The sequence below is a fragment of the Kocuria sp. CPCC 205297 genome, assembly GCF_040981035.1.
GTDB classification, from domain to species: domain Bacteria; phylum Actinomycetota; class Actinomycetes; order Actinomycetales; family Micrococcaceae; genus Kocuria; species Kocuria marina.
This window is the reverse complement of sequence record NZ_JAVKPY010000006.1, coordinates 23,414-41,589: the sequence shown is the minus strand read 5'-3', so window position 1 is coordinate 41,589 and position 18,176 is coordinate 23,414. Positions and strand designations below refer to the sequence as shown.

Annotated in this window: 15 protein-coding genes and 1 tRNA gene; 7 read left to right on the top strand and 9 right to left on the bottom strand. The window is 70.1% G+C overall.

All coding sequences use genetic code 11. The annotated features are described in order from the left end of the window. Positions 1-41: 41 nt before the first annotated feature. Entirely contained in the window at positions 42-440 is a 399-nt protein-coding gene (locus RF650_RS06775; protein WP_064846723.1) for a co-chaperone YbbN, read from the bottom strand. A 115-nt stretch (positions 441-555) separates the two neighbouring features. Here RF650_RS06775 and RF650_RS06770 point away from each other — a divergent pair, with 115 nt between their 5' ends. Continuing rightward, complete coding sequence (locus RF650_RS06770) at positions 556-1,596, top strand: LLM class flavin-dependent oxidoreductase (RefSeq protein WP_368814474.1); 1,041 nt, start codon at positions 556-558, stop codon at positions 1,594-1,596. 313 nt (positions 1,597-1,909) lie between these two features. Here RF650_RS06770 and RF650_RS06765 read toward each other — a convergent pair. After that, a tRNA-Tyr gene (locus RF650_RS06765) sits at positions 1,910-1,991 on the bottom strand. Between the two features lie 267 nt (positions 1,992-2,258). Between RF650_RS06765 and RF650_RS06760 the strand changes: the two genes are divergently transcribed. After that, entirely contained in the window at positions 2,259-2,750 is a 492-nt protein-coding gene (locus tag RF650_RS06760) for a YajQ family cyclic di-GMP-binding protein (protein ID WP_035960096.1), read from the top strand. Positions 2,751-2,980: 230 nt separating this feature from the next. On the opposite strand, the gene htpX is transcribed toward RF650_RS06760, so the two are convergent. Continuing rightward, complete coding sequence (htpX, locus tag RF650_RS06755) at positions 2,981-3,880, bottom strand: zinc metalloprotease HtpX (RefSeq protein WP_035960103.1); 900 nt, start codon at positions 3,878-3,880, stop codon at positions 2,981-2,983. A 20-nt stretch (positions 3,881-3,900) separates the two neighbouring features. Next, on the bottom strand, positions 3,901-5,802 hold the full coding sequence (locus tag RF650_RS06750) for a sigma-70 family RNA polymerase sigma factor (RefSeq protein ID WP_368814473.1): 1,902 nt from the start codon (positions 5,800-5,802) through the stop codon (positions 3,901-3,903). A 603-nt stretch (positions 5,803-6,405) separates the two neighbouring features. On the opposite strand from RF650_RS06750, the gene RF650_RS06745 reads away from it, so the two are divergent. Further along, positions 6,406-6,882, top strand: a complete 477-nt coding sequence (locus RF650_RS06745) for a Fur family transcriptional regulator (RefSeq protein WP_064846699.1) — start codon at positions 6,406-6,408, stop codon at positions 6,880-6,882. Between the two features lie 126 nt (positions 6,883-7,008). On the opposite strand, the gene RF650_RS06740 is transcribed toward RF650_RS06745, so the two are convergent. Further along, positions 7,009-8,373, bottom strand: coding sequence for an SseB family protein (locus RF650_RS06740; RefSeq protein ID WP_368814472.1), 1,365 nt, complete (start codon positions 8,371-8,373; stop codon positions 7,009-7,011). 267 nt (positions 8,374-8,640) lie between these two features. Here RF650_RS06740 and RF650_RS06735 point away from each other — a divergent pair, with 267 nt between their 5' ends. Together RF650_RS06735 and rarD are read left to right on the top strand one after the other, a co-directional pair. Continuing rightward, entirely contained in the window at positions 8,641-10,074 is a 1,434-nt protein-coding gene (locus RF650_RS06735; protein WP_368814471.1) for a DUF6882 domain-containing protein, read from the top strand. 41 nt (positions 10,075-10,115) lie between these two features. After that, positions 10,116-11,054, top strand: a complete 939-nt coding sequence (gene rarD, locus RF650_RS06730; protein ID WP_368814470.1) for an EamA family transporter RarD — start codon at positions 10,116-10,118, stop codon at positions 11,052-11,054. A gap of 122 nt (positions 11,055-11,176) precedes the next feature. On the opposite strand, the gene RF650_RS06725 is transcribed toward rarD, so the two are convergent. The 4 genes from RF650_RS06725 to RF650_RS06710 form a co-directional block, all read right to left on the bottom strand. Then, entirely contained in the window at positions 11,177-11,395 is a 219-nt protein-coding gene (locus RF650_RS06725; RefSeq protein ID WP_144998262.1) for a methionine/alanine import family NSS transporter small subunit, read from the bottom strand. Continuing rightward, complete coding sequence (locus RF650_RS06720; RefSeq protein WP_368814469.1) at positions 11,392-13,173, bottom strand: sodium-dependent transporter; 1,782 nt, start codon at positions 13,171-13,173, stop codon at positions 11,392-11,394. Before RF650_RS06720 ends, RF650_RS06725 begins: the two co-directional genes overlap by 4 nt. Positions 13,174-13,268: 95 nt before the next feature. Then, positions 13,269-14,231, bottom strand: a complete 963-nt coding sequence (locus tag RF650_RS06715; RefSeq protein WP_085108442.1) for a polyprenyl synthetase family protein — start codon at positions 14,229-14,231, stop codon at positions 13,269-13,271. Positions 14,232-14,340: 109 nt separating this feature from the next. Further along, entirely contained in the window at positions 14,341-15,612 is a 1,272-nt protein-coding gene (locus tag RF650_RS06710) for a geranylgeranyl reductase family protein (protein ID WP_311254069.1), read from the bottom strand. 274 nt (positions 15,613-15,886) lie between these two features. On the opposite strand from RF650_RS06710, the gene RF650_RS06705 reads away from it, so the two are divergent. Further along, a complete protein-coding gene (locus RF650_RS06705) occupies positions 15,887-17,311 on the top strand; it encodes an isochorismate synthase MenF (RefSeq protein ID WP_098054813.1) in 1,425 nt (474 codons plus the stop codon). 84 nt (positions 17,312-17,395) lie between these two features. Then, positions 17,396-18,163, top strand: coding sequence for an ABC transporter substrate-binding protein (locus RF650_RS06700; protein WP_368814468.1), 768 nt, complete (start codon positions 17,396-17,398; stop codon positions 18,161-18,163). Positions 18,164-18,176: the final 13 nt, after the last annotated feature.

Here is an 18,176-nt window from a genome sequence, read left to right as displayed (position 1 = left end):
GCGCGCCACTACCGGGTCTACATACGCCGTGGAACTCAGGATCAGTTCTGCTGATCCCCCGCGGCGCCGGTCTCCGCCTCGGCGGCCTGCTTCTCGACCTCCGCGCGGACCTCGTTCATGTCCAGGTTCTTGACGGCGTCGATGACCTGCTCGAGCGAGGATGCGGGAAGCGCGCCGGGCTGCGAGAACACCATGATGCCCTCGCGGAACGCCATGAGCGTGGGGATCGAGGAGATCTGGGCGGCGGCGGCCAGGCCCTGCTCGGCCTCGGTGTCCACCTTGCCGAATACGATCTCGGGGTTGTTCTCGGAGGCGGCCTCGTAGGTGGGTGCGAACTGCTTGCACGGTCCGCACCAGTCCGCCCACCAGTCCAGCAACACGATGTCGTTGTCAGAAATGGTCTGGCCCAGGGTGTCTTGGGTGATGTCTACAGTAGCCATGAAACCAGCGTAGGACCCCGTTCCGCCGAGCTCCAGAACGTTCACTGCGGGCACAAGGAACGCCCTGGGCGCCGCGCCGTCAGCATTCCCAGGAATCACCCGTGAGGAGCCACCCGTGACCTTCAGACTCGGTATCGCCACGTGGGGGGAACGCGCTCCCCACCCTGACACGGGTGAGCTTCCCAGTCCGCGGGAGGGGTTCCTGCAGCTCACCGAGTTGGCCCGCACCGCGGACCGGGTGGGCCTGGACATCGTGGCCGTCGGTGAGGGCCACGGGGCGGAGCACGTCAACCCGGATCCGTTGCAGCTGCTGGCCGCCCTGAGCTCCCACGCCCCGCGCGTCACCCTGTGCGCTGCCGCCTCCGTCCTAACCACCGTGGATCCCGTGCGCGTGGCCGAGCAGTTGCGCAGCCTGGGCACGGTCTCCGGTGGCCGCGCCGAGCTCGTGGCCGGCCAGGGCGGGACCGACCGGGATCTGCGGCTGTTCGGTGTGGATCCGCTCGACCAGGAGCAGATCTTCGAGGAACGCCTGGACCAGCTGCTCGAGCTGCTCGCCCCCGGCCCCACCGATCTCGCGGGCGTCCACCGTCCCGAGGCCGCGGGCGTCACCCTGCCACCGCCCGTGGGCGGGACGCGCGAGACGGTGTGGGCGGCGTCGTCGGGCTCGCCGCGTTCGGTGCTGCGGGCCGCGGGACACGGGATCGGCGTGATGCTCAACGTCATGGAAGGCCGCTGGGACCAGCTCGTGCCGTACGTCAAGGCGTACCGGGAGGCGCTGCGCGGCTTCAGGCACTCCACGCGCGGCGCGGTGGGCCTGCTGCTGCCGGGCCTCGTGGTGTCCGACGACGACGACGCCCGTTCCCCCGACGCCCTCACCCTCGCCTATCCGCACTTCGCCGCCAGCACGAGAACCTTCGGCGCCGCAAGCGTCGACGACCCCGCGTGGACACCGGAGGAGTTCCGCGAACAGTGCGGGCCGGAGGGTGCGCTGCTCGTGGGCGGTGTGAGCGACGTCGTCACCAAACTGCGGGCCATGCGCGAGACGTTGGAGCTGGATCGGGCGCTCGTGCGCGTGGACGTGAACGGCCTGCCCCACGACGCGGCGCTGCGGACCGTGGAACTGCTCGGTCGAGAGGTCCTCCCGGCGCTGCGCTGAGCCCACCCGCGCTGCTCGGAACTCCCGCACCTGCCACCCACCCCGCTGCCCACATCCATGGGCTCCGCCCCGACACATCATGCCCCATCCTGCGGCTTTTACTGAGCTAAAGCAGAAATGGGCGCCCTCAGCTGCTTGTGCTCCACGAGGAATTCGATGCGGTCGGCACAGAGGGCGGATGAGCCGCGGAGCAGGGCGCGGCAGAGCTTGGCAGGGAAGTCGCGACTGCAGCAGGGCCCTAGGACGAAAGAAGGGGCTCCCCGGATCATGTCATCCGGGGAGCCCCTTCGGGATGATCGCTCATCCCCGTGAGTGGCAGGTGAGGGATTCGAACCCCCGTAGGCAGTGCCAGCTGATTTACAGTCAGCCCCCTTTGGCCGCTCGGGTAACCTGCCGAGAGCGCACAAAACGCATTGCACCCCCGCCGTGCGGGAGCACCTCAACATTACACAGCACACCCCCCGTCCCCCAAATCAGCGCGGGTGCCCCCAGAACCCCTGAACGGCCGGGAGCGTGACATCGGTGCCCCCACGCGGGTGACCGCGAACTGCGGGGGGAGCCCGATCACCACCGATCCGCCCGGTTCCGGCACGAATGCGCTCATCGCGGGCAATTAGGCTGGTGGGTGACATCACGCATCCAACACACCCAGGAGGACAACCGTGGCTTCGGAATCATCATTCGACGTGGTCAGCAAGGTCGACAAGCAGGAAGTGTCCAACGCCCTGAACCAGGCCCAGAAGGAAGTGGCCCAGCGCTACGACTTCCGCGGGGTGGGCGCGGATATCGACTTCTCCGGCGAGAAGATCCTGATCAAGGCCAATTCGGAGGAGCGTGCCCAAGCCGTCCTGGACGTCTTCCAGTCCAAGCTGGTCAAGCGCGGGATCTCCCTGAAGTCCCTGGACGACGGCGAGCCCTACGCCTCCGGCAAGGAGTACCGCATCGAGTGCTCTATCAAGGAGGGCATCGCCCAGGACCAGGCCAAGAAGATCACCAAGCTCATCCGTGACGAGGGCCCCAAGGGTGTCAAGGCCACCATCCAGGGTGATGAACTGCGCGTCTCGTCCAAGTCCCGTGACGACCTGCAGGACGTGATCGCGCTACTCAAGGGATCGGACGTGGAGGTCGACCTGCAGTTCGTGAACTACCGCTGACGTGACCCGGCCCCGGCGCTGCGCCAGCACCGCGTCGGCCCCACGCCCGTCACACGCCGGTCGGCATCCGCAGACCAGGAAGCCGTGAGCCCCGAGCGGGGATCACGGCTTCTTCCGTACGGGGTTCGCCCCCCGGGCACGACGGCGGACACGCGGGCCGCAGTCGTGGGACGACGCGACGGGCCGGTCGCACGCGACGCCCACCGCGACGTCGAAACCCGAACGCCGCGTCAGCGGCCGTAGAACCCGCCGTTGCGCGCCATGTTCTGCAGCCGCTGCACGCGGTCGTCAGTGGAGGGGTGGGTGCGGAACAGGCCGGAGACCGCACCGCCGCGGAACGGGTTGGCGATCATCAGGTGGGACGTGTTGACCACCTTCTGGTCCTCCGGGTTCATGGGCCGCTGGGACGCGCCGCCCTCGATCTTGCGCAGTGCCGAGGCGAGCGCAAGGGGGTCGCCGGTGAGCTTGGCGCCGTCCTCGTCGGCGTCGTACTCGCGCGTGCGGGAGATGGCGAGCTGGATCACGGTGGCCGCGACGGGTGCGAGGAACGCCATGAGCAACCCCACGAGCATGTTGCCACCGCGGTTGTCGTCACCGCGCCCGCCGCCGAAGATGGCCGCGAACTGCAGCACCTGCGCGGCGGACGTGATGAGTCCCGCCACCGCGGCCGCCACGGACGAGGTCAGGATGTCCCTGTTGTACACGTGCATGAGTTCGTGGCCGAGCACCGCGCGCAGCTCGCGTTCGTCGAGCATCTGCAGGATCCCCTCGGTGCAACACACCGCGGCGTTGTCCGGGTTGCGTCCGGTGGCGAACGCATTGGGGCTCATGGTGGGCGCGATGTACAGCCGCGGCATGGGCTGCTCCGCCCGGCGGGAGAGCTCCTCCACGATCCGGTACATGGCCGGTGCCTGTTGCGGGCTCACGGGCACCGCTCGCATGGACCGGATGGCGAGCTTGTCCGAGTTCCAGTAGCTGTATGCGGTACCGATCAGCCCGATCACCGCGAACAGGATGATGAAGAACGAGCTGCGCGTGGCCCCGGCGATGATCCAGCCGATCGCCAGCAACACCACCCACATACCGCCCAACAGCAGCACGGTCTTCAGTCCGTTGTAATGGCGGTGCATTCAGTGTTCTCCTGTGGGGTCTAGCGGGACAAGAAAATGTTGAGGGATACCGACGGTACCAATGCGGACGGCGGCGCGGGCAGTGGAGGAAATGTGGGCAGCGGGGGCAGCCCGTCGAGGCAGATGATCTCCCACCCTCCCAGTCCGAGCGACATCTCGCAGCCGGGGTCCGTGGTCGTCGGGGGCGGTGGTGCCACCCCCGTCGAGGGGGATGGGACCGGTGTTTGCGTAGCGTCCGACGGCGCGGGGGAGGGTCCCTCGCCCGGGTCCGCGGGGTTCCCTCCCGGGTCCGCGTCACCCGGGGGCGGGCTCGGCGACGGCGTGGGCGGGACGTCCGGATCGGTGCCGAGGTCGGGGGCAGAGGACGACGTCGCACCGCCCGCTCCGTTGCCCGGCGCACCCGGGTCCCCGGGCAGTGGCGCACCGCCCGGCCAGCGACCTTGCGAGTCACCCTGATTGCGGCCCGCCTGGCCGTCCGGGCCTTGTCCCTGGGGGACGTCCTCGCGGGCCTGCTTGGGGCGGGACGCGTCGGAATCGCCGAGGGCCACGGCCCCTCCACCGTCGGAACCGCCCGAGTCCCCCTGAGCCACGGACGCGGAATCTCCACCATCGGCGGCACCGCCGTCCGAGTCCCGACCGGCGGAATCCCCATCGCGGGAATCACTGCCGTCCGCATCGTCGTCGCGACCGGCTGCGGGTGTCTCGGAAGAACCGCGGGCGCCAGACGCAGCGGCGTCGCCGTCGGAAGAGTTCACATCCGGGGGGACGGCGACGGCGGGCGCACCGCCCGAGGGATCGTCCGGCGAGTTGGACACGGCCACGATCCCCACGGCCGCGGCGGCCGCAACCAGGACGCCGACCGCGGCGATCGCCAGGCCCATACCGGACGATGCGAACGCAGCAATCCCCGTGGACTGCCCTGCCGCCACGGCCCCGGACGAGGCGCCCGCGCCGGCCCCGGAGCCACCGGCACCCGGACCCCCGGACGCTGCGGTGGCGCTCCCCGCCGCGCCGTCGAAAGCCGGGATCCCCGCGACTCCCGGAGCCTGGGACGCGGCACCCCCGAAGCCCGCCAGGGACGTGCCGGCGAGCGCGTCCACGAGCCGACCGCCCGCACCGGCCCACAACGGAAGCCCGGCCAGGACGGGCAGGAGCCAACCCCGCATCCCGATCCCGAGGTCCTGGAGCTGCAGGTACTCGGCGGTGCAGCGGGGACAGCGGTCCAGGTGCTTCTGCACGACCTTGGTGCGCGACGGGGTCAGGGAACCGCGCGCGAACGCACCGAGCTGTCGTGAATACTCGCCGCATTCCTCGAGGGCCCGCGCCGAGACGTGTTCCTGCATGTAGGCGGTGCGGAGTCCCTCCCGTGCGCGCGTGCCCAGCGCGGAGACCGCGTTGGGTTGAATGCCCACGGCGGAGGCCACCTGACGCGGCTTGCGCCCCTCGATCTCGAGGTACCACAGCACTTCCTGCCAGCGCTCTGGCAGGGACGCGAACGCGCGGGCCACCACCACGGAGTCCGCCTGGCGCACTACGGTGTCCTCGAACAGTTGCACACGATCCAGCGGCCCGTCCGGCTGGGGGTCCACGGGACGCGTGCGGCTCAGCTCGTTGGCGCGGTCCGCAGCGAGCCGGGACACGGCCGTAACGAGGTAGGCGCGCAGGAACTCCCGGGGGCCCTTGCCCTCCTTGAGCAGCGCAAACACGCGCGTGAACGCCTCGGAGACGAGGTCCTCCGCTTCCGGTTCGTTGCGGGAATGCATGCGGGCCACGGCCAGCGCCGCCCCGCGGTGCCGTTCGTAGAGCGTGGCGAAGGCATGCGAGTCACCCTCGCGGACCGCGCGTAACAGGTGTTCGTCGCTGATGCGTTGGCCGCCCTGGCCCGGGTGGTCCCCGGTGCCGGGAACTGCTCTGTGTGACATGGCGCTCTCTGCCCACTGGAAGTAACTCGGTACCTCCATTGTGACAGCCGCGGGCGCTGCGCGGCAGTCGCGACCCCGCCCCTCCCCCGCGTTCCCGCTGTCACCGCGCCGGCCCGGTCATGGCCGGGGGCGGGACCGGCGCCCCCGCGCCGGTCCCGCCCCCGTCTCCTAGTGCCACCTCCCTCCCCCGCGCCGGACAGCCCGTCCGGCAAAGAGACGCTCTCACCCGCCGCGTGCCGCGCGATGTGTCCCCGTGGTGATCGCGGCACCGGTTCGCCGGTCCCAGAGCGATCGGACCGTCCGGGATCCCGCGCAGCCCGCGCGGGATCCACTACGTAGACGCACGGGATCGGAAATCATGACGCGAGATCCGAAAACTTTTTTCGCGGGTCCCGCCACGGATGACGACGCCGCTGCGCGCGGCCTTCCGCGGGCCCGTCCCGGACCGCGACGGCCCCACGCGGCGGGCGGGCCGCGAGCGCACCACGGCGGTGACCCGGGGCCGCGGGGGGGCATGTCGGCGGGGACGGCGGCGTTGACAGCGCGGGAGCGCCGTGAGTGCAACTATTGTGAGTGGCTCAGAATAAGAATAGAATGGACCCCATGGAGACCACCGTTCAGGCTGCACCGCACCCGTCGCGGGATGCGTGGACCTCGCATCTGCGCTCGCACGGGCGCAGGGTCACCAGACAACGTCTTGCCGTGTTGGACGCCGTGTCCGCGGTTCCACACGCCACCGCCGAGGACACCGTGCAGCAGGTCCGCTCCGTGCTGCCCAACATGTCCGTCCAGTCCGTCTACGTGGTCCTCGCGGACCTCGCGGCGATCGGGATGGTGTCCAAGTTCGAGCCGCCCGGATCCCCCGCGCGCTACGAGATCCGCACCGGGGACAACCACCACCATGCGTACTGCGTGCGCTGCGGAGTGGTCCAGGACGTGCCGTGCGCCGTGGGCCATGCCCCATGCCTCACGCCGTCCCAGGACCACGGCTTCGAGCTGCTAGCCGCGGAGGTCGTCTACCGGGGTGTGTGCCCCCGCTGCCAGGAAGAGCTCGCGGCGAGCGCGACCGAGGCCCGCTGAGCCACGCTCTGACACCGGCTCCCTGACGCGCGGCCCCTGACATACAGCCCTGGCGCACCCCTGGACACGCCCCGCGGGTGTGGAAACTGCGGACGAGATGCGCCGCAATTCCGACCCACCGACCTCTCAGTCGCGAGGCTGCGAGGTAACGCCCTGTTCTCGCTGCGTGACGAGCTCCAGCATCTCCCGCAGCTGCGCTGTGGGCAGGGTGGCCACGGGGGCCATGGCATTGAGGCAGATGGCCGCCGCACCCGATTCGAGCGCGAACTCCAGGATCTTCCGGGACGGGGCCGAGCGCACCGTGAGCGCCGGGTCGAGGGCGGCCACCTCCGCCGCGGACGTGAAGACCAGCAGGGTGTCCGGTGCGGCGCCCTCCTCGGAGGGTTGGACCATGACCGGGATCGCGTTCTCCCCCTCGTCCCGGGTGCCGAGCATGAGGTGGCCGTTCGGGTTGAGCAGGGCCCCCAGGACGTCCGCCATGGCATTGTCCAGCAGCGCTTGCTTGAGTGCCTCGTTGTGGGGTGAGCGGCCCACCCACTCGATCTGCTGGCGGGGGATCCGCAGGGCGTGTTCGGACGCCGGGTCCACCACGATCTCGTCGTACTGGGTGTCCTGCACGACCATCTCGATCATCGCGCTCGCGCGCTGGCGCAGCAGGACGGGTTCGGCCAGATCCGGGTTCTTGTTGCTGCGGGTGAACATCTCGCGGGCCTGCTCGGCGGTCGTATACACGGCCAGTGCGCGACCACCGTCGGGCTGGGCGACCGCCTGGACCCGGATGTGGGACTGCGGCCCCACGGGCTGACCGTCCTCCCCTGGGACCAGGTCCGATCCGGAGATGTCCAGCAGCACGGTCCCGGCCAACGCCTCGCGTAGGGCCCCGGCCAGGGTCCGCTCCCCGGGTTCGCGAGTGAACGCCTCGGCCGCCGCGCGCAACCGGGGGTGCACGTCCCCGTGGGAGTCGTCCTCGGAGGTCGGTGCGAACGGCAGCTCGACCCCGGCCACATCGGCCAGTTCCAGGGCCCACAGCGGCGTGCGCTCCTGGGTACGCGGGAACTCAGTCAGCTGAGCCAGCACGTCCCGGCCCGTGTAGGCACCCTCGTCCGCGTAGGGGCGGGGCAGCTCCCGGAAATTGTAGGACGCGCTCGTGTGCAGCGTAGGCTCGGGCCACCCGCTCGCGGCGATGCTCACGGACGCGGTGAACCAGCTCCCCCGCCCGGGCACCGCGCAGCTGCGCTGCAGTTGCGCGATCGTCTCCAGCACCGGGCTGTCCTGCTTGATGGGCCCTGCCGCCCCGGGGATCACGGAGCCGTCCCTGTTCTCGACCACCCGCAGATGGACCCGCCCGCCCTGGGGCTTGAACTCCACGAGCATGGTGTCCCAGCCCGGTTCCGTGCGCAGGACGGACATCACCCATTCGCCCACCCGTGTCACGAGTTCACGCTCACCGGGTGCGGAGGTCGTCGATTCGGGCCGAGGCTCAGAGGTCATGGTGTGGTGTCCCTTCGACCCGTGAGCCACGGGTCCGCTCGCTGTAAGATCGCGCGATCTCCCCCGGTCGCTGCCGGGCGCCGCACGCCCCCAGCCTAACGAACCGCTCGCGTGCGAGGCCCCAACACGGCCGCGGGGTACGACGTCGCTCGGTGCGGCCGCGGCGTCGTTGTCGAGTACGTGCCGCGGGCGGATACAGGGGCCTCACAGGCACCGACGTGCCGTCCGGCGCGCGCTGGCGTCCTCGCCAGTTGTTAGCCTGGACCCATGACGAAAACTTTGCAGGAGTTGATCGACGCGTCGATCTTCCTTTCCACCGAATACCAGGCAGTGCTGGCGGAACTGTCCCAGGGCGCGGAGTGGGACGTGGACTTTTCCGCGCCGTCGTTCACCCTGCAAACCACGCCTCCCGTCACCCTGACCCCCTACCTGCTGGGCACCGAATCGGCGTCCCGAGGGTCCTTCGTGTGGTCGTGGCAGGAACTCGGGCACTTCAACCCGCGCGTGGTCTCCGCCGCCGTGCAGGCCAAGCAGGCCGGTGAGCGTCACGAGGTCTCCGAGCTGACCACGGACGAGCTGCCCCTCGAGGACGGTCTGGCCCGCCGGCTGACCCTGGCCGCCAAGGCCGTCACGGGTCTCTACGCCCACTACCCCGCGCGCGCCGGTGGCCACATCACGGCGTGGTTGCTGCTGGACGGCCCCGAGTTCGAGCTGCCCCGACTCACGGAGCAGCGCATGATGCAGGTCATCGGGGAGTCCCTGACCACGGACACCGCCGTGGACCACAACCTCGCCGTAGCCAGCTACGCCAAGCTGCGCGGCGCCCACGTGGAGTGGGACACGGACGCCACCTGTGTGGTCACCGTGCACGACGGCGCTCAGCGCTTCTGGTTCGACGACCACCAGATCACGGGCGTGGAACCCGCTGAGCCCTCCGTGGGCGAGGACGAACTGCGCGAGCTCGAACACCAGGCGCAGACCCACCGCGAAGCCCTGCTCGAGGACCGCCGTGCCGCGGTGGCCCAGGCCGAGCAGCTCGGTGAGCAGCAGCGCGTGGAGTCCGCCGAACGCAAGCGGCGCGAGCGTGAAGAAGCCGCCGCAGCGGCGTCGTCCACGTCCGAGCGGGAGGAGCCGCTGCCCAGCGAGCTGTCCCGCGAGGAGATCGAGGCGCCCGAGCCCGAGCAGCCCGAGGGGGACGTGGCCGTCCCCGCGAGCGAGGTGCGGGACCCGGACCGCCCGTTCGACCAGGAACCCACCTCCGGACCCGCCGAGCCGGGTCGCGTGGAGACCACGGTGCTGCCCGGTCCCTCCGGGGATGTGGCCACCGCCGGCCCACAGGCCTCCCCGCACCCCAACACCACGGCCATGTCCCGGATCCCGGACCCCGAGTTCGCCGCGGCCCAACCGGGGATGCAGGACGAGGACGCGGCGCGGGACACGCGCGAACCCACTGCGCCGGAACCGAGCGAACCCGCGACGGAGCAGCCAGTCCTGCGGGACGTCTCCGAGGACACCGTGGCCGGCGAGCGGGCCGAGCGGGAGACGGTGGTCGCCCGCGAGACCGTCGCCGGCCCCGGCGCTGCTGAGGACGACATCTCCGCCCCCGCCGTGGTGGACGGCCAGGAGGTCGAGACCAACGAGCAGGCGGAGAAGAAGGGCAAGAAGAAGCGCGGTTTCCTGAGCCGTTTCTTCGACCTCTGATCGCGAACCGACGCGGCGGTCACCGGGGATAGGATCGGACGGTGACTGACAACGCGACTTCCGGCCCGGGCCCTCACCAGCAGAAGAGGGCCCGGGCCGGTTTCGGCTACGGGTTCGCCGCGTACGGGATCTGGGGGTTGCTGCCCCTGTACTTCGTGGTCCTGGCCCCGGCCACGGCGTACGAGATCGTGGCCCTGCGCATCGTCTTCTCCCTGGTGGCCTGTCTGCTGATGCTGGCCGTGACCCGCTCCGTGGGCCGGTTCATCCGGTTGTTGCGGGACGGCTCGGCGGTGCTCGCGCTCACGGTGGCCGGTGTGCTGATCGCCGGGAACTGGTTGCTGTACACGGTCGCCACGACCACGGGGCACACCCTCGAGGCGTCCCTGGGGTACTTCATCAACCCGCTCGTGGCCATCCTGCTGGGTGTCCTGGTGCTGCACGAGAAGCTGCGCCCCCTGCAGTGGACCGCGATCGCCGTGGGTGCGCTGGCCGTGGTGATCATGGCCGTGTTCTACGGCGCGGTGCCGTGGCTCTCACTGGGCCTCGCCTTCACGTTCGGCTTCTACGGCCTGGTCAAGTCCCGCGTGGGCTCGCGCTATCCCGCGCTGATCACCCTCACCGGGGAGACCGCCATGATCACGCCGCTCGCGCTCGTGGCGGTCGCGCTGCTGGGCGCCCAGGGACAGATCACCCTGACCTCCGAGGGCACCGGGCATTTCCTGTTGCTGCTGTCCTCCGGCGTGATCACCGCTGTTCCGCTCCTGCTGTTCGGCGCCGCCGCCGCCCGGCTACCCCTGAGCACCGTGGGCATGCTGCAGTACATCGCACCGATCGGCCAGTTCATCCTGGCCGTCCTGGTCTTCCACGAGGAGATGCCCCCGGAGCGCTGGGTCGGTTTCGGCCTCGTGTGGCTCGCCGTGGTGCTGCTCGTGCTCGACGCCGTCCGCGCACCCCGCGCGCCCCGTCTCCCCCGCCGCTGAGCGCACCAGGTCTCACCGCCGCTGAAAGCACCCGATCCCCCGCCGCTACGCGCACCCGGGGCCCGGAATGAGAAAAGGCCACCCCTGGCCAGGGGTGGCCTTCTCTCATGGGACCGCGTGAATCAGATCCGCGACTCGGGAGCCGCGCCGGCGTTCACCCGGGATCCCGGGTCACCGTCGGTGGCCGCGCGGTGCGCGGCGTCCTCACGGGAGCCCTCCGACGGGGTGTCGAGCTCGTCGACCTCCTCGGGTGAGCGCTTGATGTTGATCAGGGCGAGCAACAGCCCACCCCACACGGTGACCATGGCCACGATCATCATGACGACGGAAATGGTGCTCATGAGAGTTCTCCTTCCGAGCGGCGGGGCTGGACCTGGGCGGACGACCGGCCCGCGGCGTCGCCGACAGGGTCGGTGTGACCCGATCCGGCGTGCGTCCACGGGGCCTGACGCTGCACCACGGTCCCGTCCTCGATGGCGCGCAGGGAGAAGTCCTGGCCCAGTGCGGGGGTGCGGGTCGCGGTGTCCTGGTAGTGGGACAGGGGCTTGTGGCGCGCGAGGGTGCCGCGGTCCACGTAGGCGTCCTGGATGGCGGGGGCGGGGCTCGTGAAGGCCTCCGCGGTGCGCCGGGACCAGGGCAGTCGGGACAGCAGGTAGGCAATGACGATCAGGGCCACGGCCATCCCCCACCCGAACGTGTTCACGAACCACTGCGGCATGTCGTTGTAGCCCTGGGACACGGTCTCGGTGAGCTGGTCGATGAGGATGTAGCCCAGGATCACCGGGGTCACACCGCCCACCAGGATCATCCACGTGCGCCCGAGCTTGAAGGACGAGACCGAGTTGATGTGGTCACGCAGCGTGGGCAGCGCCGAGAAGCCCGCGGTGAGCAACAGCACGGACACCAGGGCCGCGGCCACGATGCCGAAGTTGTTCACGAACGCGTCCACGACGTCCAACAGGTTCAGCCCCGTGGTCGTGGGGAAGAACAACAGGGAGATCGCGGCGAGCGGGATGACCACGATGGCCACGGCCGCGGGGCGCGAGAGCCCGAGCTTGTCGCGGAAACCGGCCACGATGACCTCCACGATGGAGATCAGGGACGTGAACCCGGCGAACGCCAGGGCACCGAAGAACAGCACACCGATCAGCGTGCCGAACGGGGCCTGGGAGATGATGGCCGGGAAGGCGATGAACGCGAGACCGATCCCGGACGTCGCGACGTCGGCGACTTCCGTCCCCGAGGCCGAGGCCATGAAGCCGAGTGCTGCGAACACGCCGATACCGGCGAGGATCTCGAAGGACGAGTTCGCGAAACCGACCACGAGCGCGGAGCCGGAGAGGTCCGAGCGGGGCTTGAGGTAGGACGCGTAGGTGACCATGATGCCGAAACCCACCGAGAGGGAGAAGAAGATCTGCCCGTAGGCCGCGACCCACACGGAGGAATCACCCAGTGCGGACCAGGACGGGGTGAACAGGGCATCCAGACCCGCGGCGGCACCCGGCAGCGTCAGGGCCATGCCCACCATGATCAAGAACATGACCACGAGCAGCGGGATCAACACCACGTTGATCTTCCCGATCCCGTTCTGCACGCCCATCATCAGCACGATCAGCAGCACGAGCCACGCGATGGCCGTGGTGATGAACACCGGCCAGATGAAGTCGAAGCCGATCGTGACCTCGTCCGAGACCCGCATGTAGTCGCTCATGAAGAAGGTCGCGGGGTCGTCCCCCCACGCCTTGCTGAACGAGAACACGGTGTACTGCATGGCCCATCCGATGATCAGGGCGTAGTACACGGCGATCACCACGCAGATGGCCAGCTGCCACCACCCGATGGTCTCGAGTTTGTGGTGCAGCCGTCGGAAGGACAGCGGGGCGGACCCGCGGTAGCGGTGACCCACCGCGTAGTCGAGCATGAGCAGCGGGATACCGGCGGTCAGCAGGGCCACCAGGTAGGGGATGATGAAGGCGCCGCCGCCGTTGTCGAACGCGACGTACGGGAACCGCCAGATGTTGCCGAGCCCCACGGCGGAGCCGATGGCGGCGAAGATGAACATGGTGCGCCCGGAAAATGCTTCCTTCGCGGCGCGACCACGTGTCGTGTCTGTGGACATGGATGAACCTCACGCGGGACGAATCCCATCGGCGCGCACGCGGAAGCCCTCATGGCGCGCAAGTGGATTACGGATGCGCCAAGCTTACTGAGAACTCAGCCCCTGCGATGCACCACGCCGTGCGCGAATTCGATCAGTGCCGCTTTGGCCACGGAATCGTCGAGCGGTTCGAGGGCCGCGATGGCCTCGTCCGCCCAGTCGTTGGCGATCTGCCACGCCTCCGCAGCCGCGGGGTGCTCGGACACGGCCTCGACGGCGCGGGCCAGGGCGGCGTCGTCGGACAGGTCCCCGTCCACGAGCTCGAGCAGCTCGCGCGCGGAGGCCGCGGCGGCCGGGTCGGAGCCGGCGGCGTCGCGGCGCAACAGCAGGACCGGGAGGGTGTCCACGCCCTCGCGCAGATCCGTACCGCGTATCTTGCCGGAGACGTCCGGGTGGCCGGTGAGGTCGATGATGTCGTCCGCGAGCTGGAACGCGAGTCCTACCTTCTCGCCGTAGACGACCATGAGATCCACCACGGAGCGGGGCCCCCCGCCCAGCAGGGCGCCGTACTGACCGCTCGCGGCGATCAACGAACCGGTCTTACCGGAGAGCACCTTGATGTAGTGGGCCACGGGATCCTCGTCCGGGGCGGGACCGGTGGTCTCCTGCAGCTGCCCGATCACCAGGCGCTCGAACGTGGTCGCCTGGATCATGAGGGGTTCCTGGCCCAGGGCGGAGACCATGGCGGAGGCACGCGCGAAAATCATGTCCCCGGTGAGGATGGCCACGGTGTTGCCCCACACCGTGTGCGCGGTCTGCACGCCCCGGCGCATGGGGGCGGAGTCCATGACGTCGTCGTGGTAGAGGGAGGCCAGGTGGGTCAGTTCCACGACCGCGGCGGCCTCGATGACCTCGTCCGTGACCTCACCAGCCACTTCCGCCGCGAGCAGCGTGAGGAGGGGCCGCACCCGTTTACCGCCGGCGTCGAGCAGGTGCCGGGCCGTGACGTCCGCGATCCGGTCCGCGGAGTGCACGGACTCTGCCAGCCGCTGCTCGATCCGATCAAGGCTGCGCAGCATGAGCGGGCCCAGGTGGGAGTCCTGGGCGATGAGCTCGAACCCTTCGGGCAAGCGCAGGGAATCATTCGGGCGGCTGGGGTCAGTCACGATCCACCACTCTATCGACAATTCAGCTCGCGGGGGTCAGTGCGTCCAGCACCGCGATCGCGCGATCGGTCACAGTCCGGGCGGGCCGGTCCGACAGTTCCGTCATGACCCGCACCGCGAAGCGCATCATGGCCGGGACACTCATCCCCGCCCGTAGGGCCGCGGTGAGGATCGCCGGGTGGCCGATGAGCTCGGCGAGCGCCCGGCCCTGCGTGAAATGGGCCCCCCATTCGGCGCGCACGAGCTGCGGGTAGCGGGCGAGCGCGTTCTCCCGTTGCTGGGGCCCGTTGGCCTCGGCGGCATCCACGATGCACGACGCCGCGAACAGCGCGGACTCCATGGCGTTGGAGATCCCCTCCCCGTTGAACGGGGACACGAGCCCCGCGGAGTCCCCGAGCAGCATGAGCCCGGGAACGTAGTGCGGGGTGCGGTTGCCGGCCATGGGCAGCGCGGCCGAACCCACCCGGCCCACCTGGTGCTCCGGGTCGAAGGTCCACTCGGCGGGCATGGACGCGGCCCAGTCACGCAGCACCGCGCGGTAGTCGAGCTTGCCGAACGCGGGCGAGGTGTCCAGGATGCCCAGGCCCACGTTCGCGGTGCCGTCCCCCACACCGAAGACCCAGCCGTAGCCGGGCAGCAGGGAGCGCTCGGGGTCCGTGCCGTCCGCGAGTTCGAGCCACCCCTCCATCCAGTCGAGCTCCGAGCGCGGGGAACGGTAGTACGTGCGCACGGCCACGCCCAGGGGCCGATCCGTGCGCCGGTGCAGACCCGCTGCCACGGCGGTGCGGGTCGAGTTGCCGTCCGCGGCGAGCACGAGGTCCGCGCGGTGCTCCTCCGTCTCGGAGGTGCGTCGCCCAGTCGCCGGGTCCATCACGGCTGCCTGCACGCCCACGATCCGCCCGGTGTCATCACGCAGCACGTCCCGCACCGTGCGGTGCTCGATCACGTGCGCACCGGCACGCCGGGCGTGCCGCACGAGGTCCTCGTCGAAACCCGCGCGCGTGCGCACGAGTCCGTAGGACGGGAAATCGGTCAGTTCGGGCCACGGGACCTCCACGGTGCGCCCGGACGCCACGAGTCGCAGTCCCTTGTTGGCCTTATAACCCTCCGCGGCGCCGTGCGGCAAGCCCATGAGCTGCATCTGGCGCACGGCCCGCGGCGTGAGCCCGTCCCCGCACACCTTCTCCCGCGGGTAACCGCTCTTCTCGAGCACGGTCACCGCGATCCCCTGGCTCGCCAACCAGTACGCCGCCGTGGCACCGGCGGGGCCTCCCCCGCTGATCAAGACCTTCACTGCGCCGCGGCCCTCCGCTTCCTGTGTTCTTCCTTGTGATGTCGGCTCGCCCGCGTGCTGGACGGACCACCCGCCCATTGTGTCATCGCCCGCCGACGCCGCTGTCCCCGCCGTCGTCGCGGCCGCCGCCATCCGTGCGGTGGCGCGGGCCTCGCCATGTACACCGTGCCCGCCGTCGTCGCTCCGCCCGCGGACTCGGCAGGAAGCCGGGCCGGTCCCGGTCCCACCCGACCGACACCGCCGCGCCCACGCGCGCGTCCTATGCTTGAGGGCGATGACACCCGAGTTCCCCGCACCCCGCCTGAGTGCGCTCACCCTTCCCCTGTCCGAAGTTCCCGCGGCCGCGGAGTTCGCCCGCAACCCAGACGTCCGGCGGTTGCTGGGCAGCGCGGACCCGGCCACGTGGATCATGCGCGGCAAGGGAATCGTCGGCCTCGGTCGCGTGGCGGCCTACCGCGTGCGGGGCGGGACCCGGTTCACCTCCGCGCGCGTGTGGTGGGACGAGCTTCGCCAGGACGCGACCGTGCATGACTCCGTGCAGCGCCCCGGCACCGGTTTGCTGGCCTTCGGGGCGTTCGCGTTCGCGCCGTCCTCCACGGTGGACTCCGGGCTCATGGTCCCCGAGCTCGTGATCGGCACCGACGCCCATGGCGCGTGGCTCACCCTGATCTCCACCGGACCGTCCGAACCCACGGTCGAGGACGTCGACGCCGCGTGGCGTCGCCTCGTGCGCGCCGCACCCGCGGTGGCGCGGCCCGAGGAACCGGACGCAGCGGCGTCGTCGTACCCCACGGCCGTGCCCGGGACCCTGGACGAACAGCGCTGGATGGAGGCCGTCGCGGACGGCGTGGGGATGATCCGCGCGGGGGAGCTCGACAAGCTCGTGCTCGCGCGGGACGTGGTCGTGGACACCGGGCGGCCCATCGAACTCGGTGCGGTGCTGGGGCGGTTGAGCGAACGCTTCGCCACGTGCTGGACGTACTGCGTACGCCTGGGCCCGGAGCAGGAAGGCTCCGAGCAGGAGGGCCCGGACGACGGGGAGGGTGCGGGCCGGTTGCTCGGCGCGACCCCCGAGATGCTCATCCGGGTGCATCGCGGCACCGCCACGGCCCGTGTGCTCGCCGGGACCCTGGACCGCCAGGACCTGCCGGACGGCGCCAACCCCGAGGACTTCGCCGGTACCGAGCTGGGCGGGTCCGAGAAGCAACAGCGCGAACACCGCTTCGCCGTGGACTCTCTGATCACGGGGCTGTCCCCGTACGCGGATGAGGTCTCCGGCGGCGAGCACCCCTTCATCCTGGCGCTGCCGAACGTGTGGCATCTCGCGTCGGACGTCACCGCGCAATTGCGTGCGGGCGTGGACGGGACCCTGCCCTCGGCCCTCGAACTCGCGGAGGCCGTCCACCCGACCGCCGCGGTGTGCGGGACGCCCACCGAGACCGCCGGGGCCGTGATCGAGGACCTCGAACGCATGGACCGTGGGCTCTACGCCGGCCCTGTGGGCTGGCTCGACGGCGCGGGTAACGGCGAGTGGGGCATCGCCCTGCGCGGCGCCGTGCAGCTGGACGCGCACCGGGCGCGCGTGAGCGCCGGCTGCGGGATCGTGGCCGAATCCGATCCGCGTGCCGAGCTCGCCGAGACCTGGGCGAAACTGCGCCCCATGCTCGAGTCCCTGCCCGCACGGTGGGACCGGGAGTAAAGGGATTCCGGGCCGATCCGGGCACCCCGTAGTAAAATCGCCACGAGTTTCACCCGGAACCCCACATCTCCCCGAGGAGCACACATGTCAACCCTGCGCCGACTCGTTCCCGCGCTCGCCGTCCTCTCCGCCGCAGGCTTGGCACTGACCGGTTGTGAATCGACCTCCGGGGGCGGCTCCCAGGCCGGTGGCTCCGACACGTTCACCGTGTGCACCAACTCTCCGTACCCGCCGTTCGAGTTCGAGAAGGACGGCAAGATCGTGGGCTTCGACATGTCCCTGGGGGACGAGATCGCCAAGGACCTGGGCCGGGAGAAGAACGTGGTGCAGGCGAACTTCGAGACCCTCGAGTCCGGAGCGGCGCTGGACACCGGCCAGTGCGATGCCGCCATTTCCGGGATCACCATCACGGACGCCCGCAAGCAGTCCGTGGACTTCTCCAAGCCGTACTTCAACGATCAGATCGCCCTGCTGACCACCAAGGATTCCGGGATCCGCGGCTTCGACTCCGTGGGGGACAAGACCGTGGGCGTACAGCAGGCCACCTCCGGTGAGCAGTTCGCCAAGGACAAGCACCTGAAGACCCAGCAGTTCGAGGACGTGGAGCTCATGTTCCAGTCCCTCGAGTCCGGTGGCGTGCAGGCCGTGTCCGGGAACATCTCCACGCTGTCCAAGCGCGCGAAGGACAACCCGGACCTCGAGGTCGTGCAGACCGTGGACACCAACGAGAACCTGGGCGTGGCCGTGAAGAAGGGCAACACCGAGATCCTCGACTCCGTGAACAAGACCCTGGACCGCATCACGAGCGACGGCACCATGGACAAGATGAAGAAGGAGTGGATGGGCCTGTAGGCTCCACTCCCCG

What these genes read in the sequence shown, in the direction of transcription:
- RF650_RS06720 (WP_368814469.1), bottom strand. Translation starts at nt 13,173, where the DNA reads ATGTCCACAGACACGACACGTGGTCGCGCCGCGAAGGAAGCATTTTCC.
- RF650_RS06715 (WP_085108442.1), bottom strand. Translation starts at nt 14,231, where the DNA reads ATGCTGCGCAGCCTTGATCGGATCGAGCAGCGGCTGGCAGAGTCCGTG.
- htpX (WP_035960103.1), bottom strand. Translation starts at nt 3,880, where the DNA reads ATGCACCGCCATTACAACGGACTGAAGACCGTGCTGCTGTTGGGCGGT.
- RF650_RS06705 (WP_098054813.1), top strand. Translation starts at nt 15,887, where the DNA reads ATGACACCCGAGTTCCCCGCACCCCGCCTGAGTGCGCTCACCCTTCCC.
- RF650_RS06745 (WP_064846699.1), top strand. Translation starts at nt 6,406, where the DNA reads ATGGAGACCACCGTTCAGGCTGCACCGCACCCGTCGCGGGATGCGTGG.
- RF650_RS06750 (WP_368814473.1), bottom strand. Translation starts at nt 5,802, where the DNA reads ATGTCACACAGAGCAGTTCCCGGCACCGGGGACCACCCGGGCCAGGGC.
- RF650_RS06775 (WP_064846723.1), bottom strand. Translation starts at nt 440, where the DNA reads ATGGCTACTGTAGACATCACCCAAGACACCCTGGGCCAGACCATTTCT.
- RF650_RS06735 (WP_368814471.1), top strand. Translation starts at nt 8,641, where the DNA reads ATGACGAAAACTTTGCAGGAGTTGATCGACGCGTCGATCTTCCTTTCC.
- RF650_RS06700 (WP_368814468.1), top strand. Translation starts at nt 17,396, where the DNA reads ATGTCAACCCTGCGCCGACTCGTTCCCGCGCTCGCCGTCCTCTCCGCC.
- RF650_RS06725 (WP_144998262.1), bottom strand. Translation starts at nt 11,395, where the DNA reads ATGAGCACCATTTCCGTCGTCATGATGATCGTGGCCATGGTCACCGTG.
- RF650_RS06740 (WP_368814472.1), bottom strand. Translation starts at nt 8,373, where the DNA reads ATGACCTCTGAGCCTCGGCCCGAATCGACGACCTCCGCACCCGGTGAG.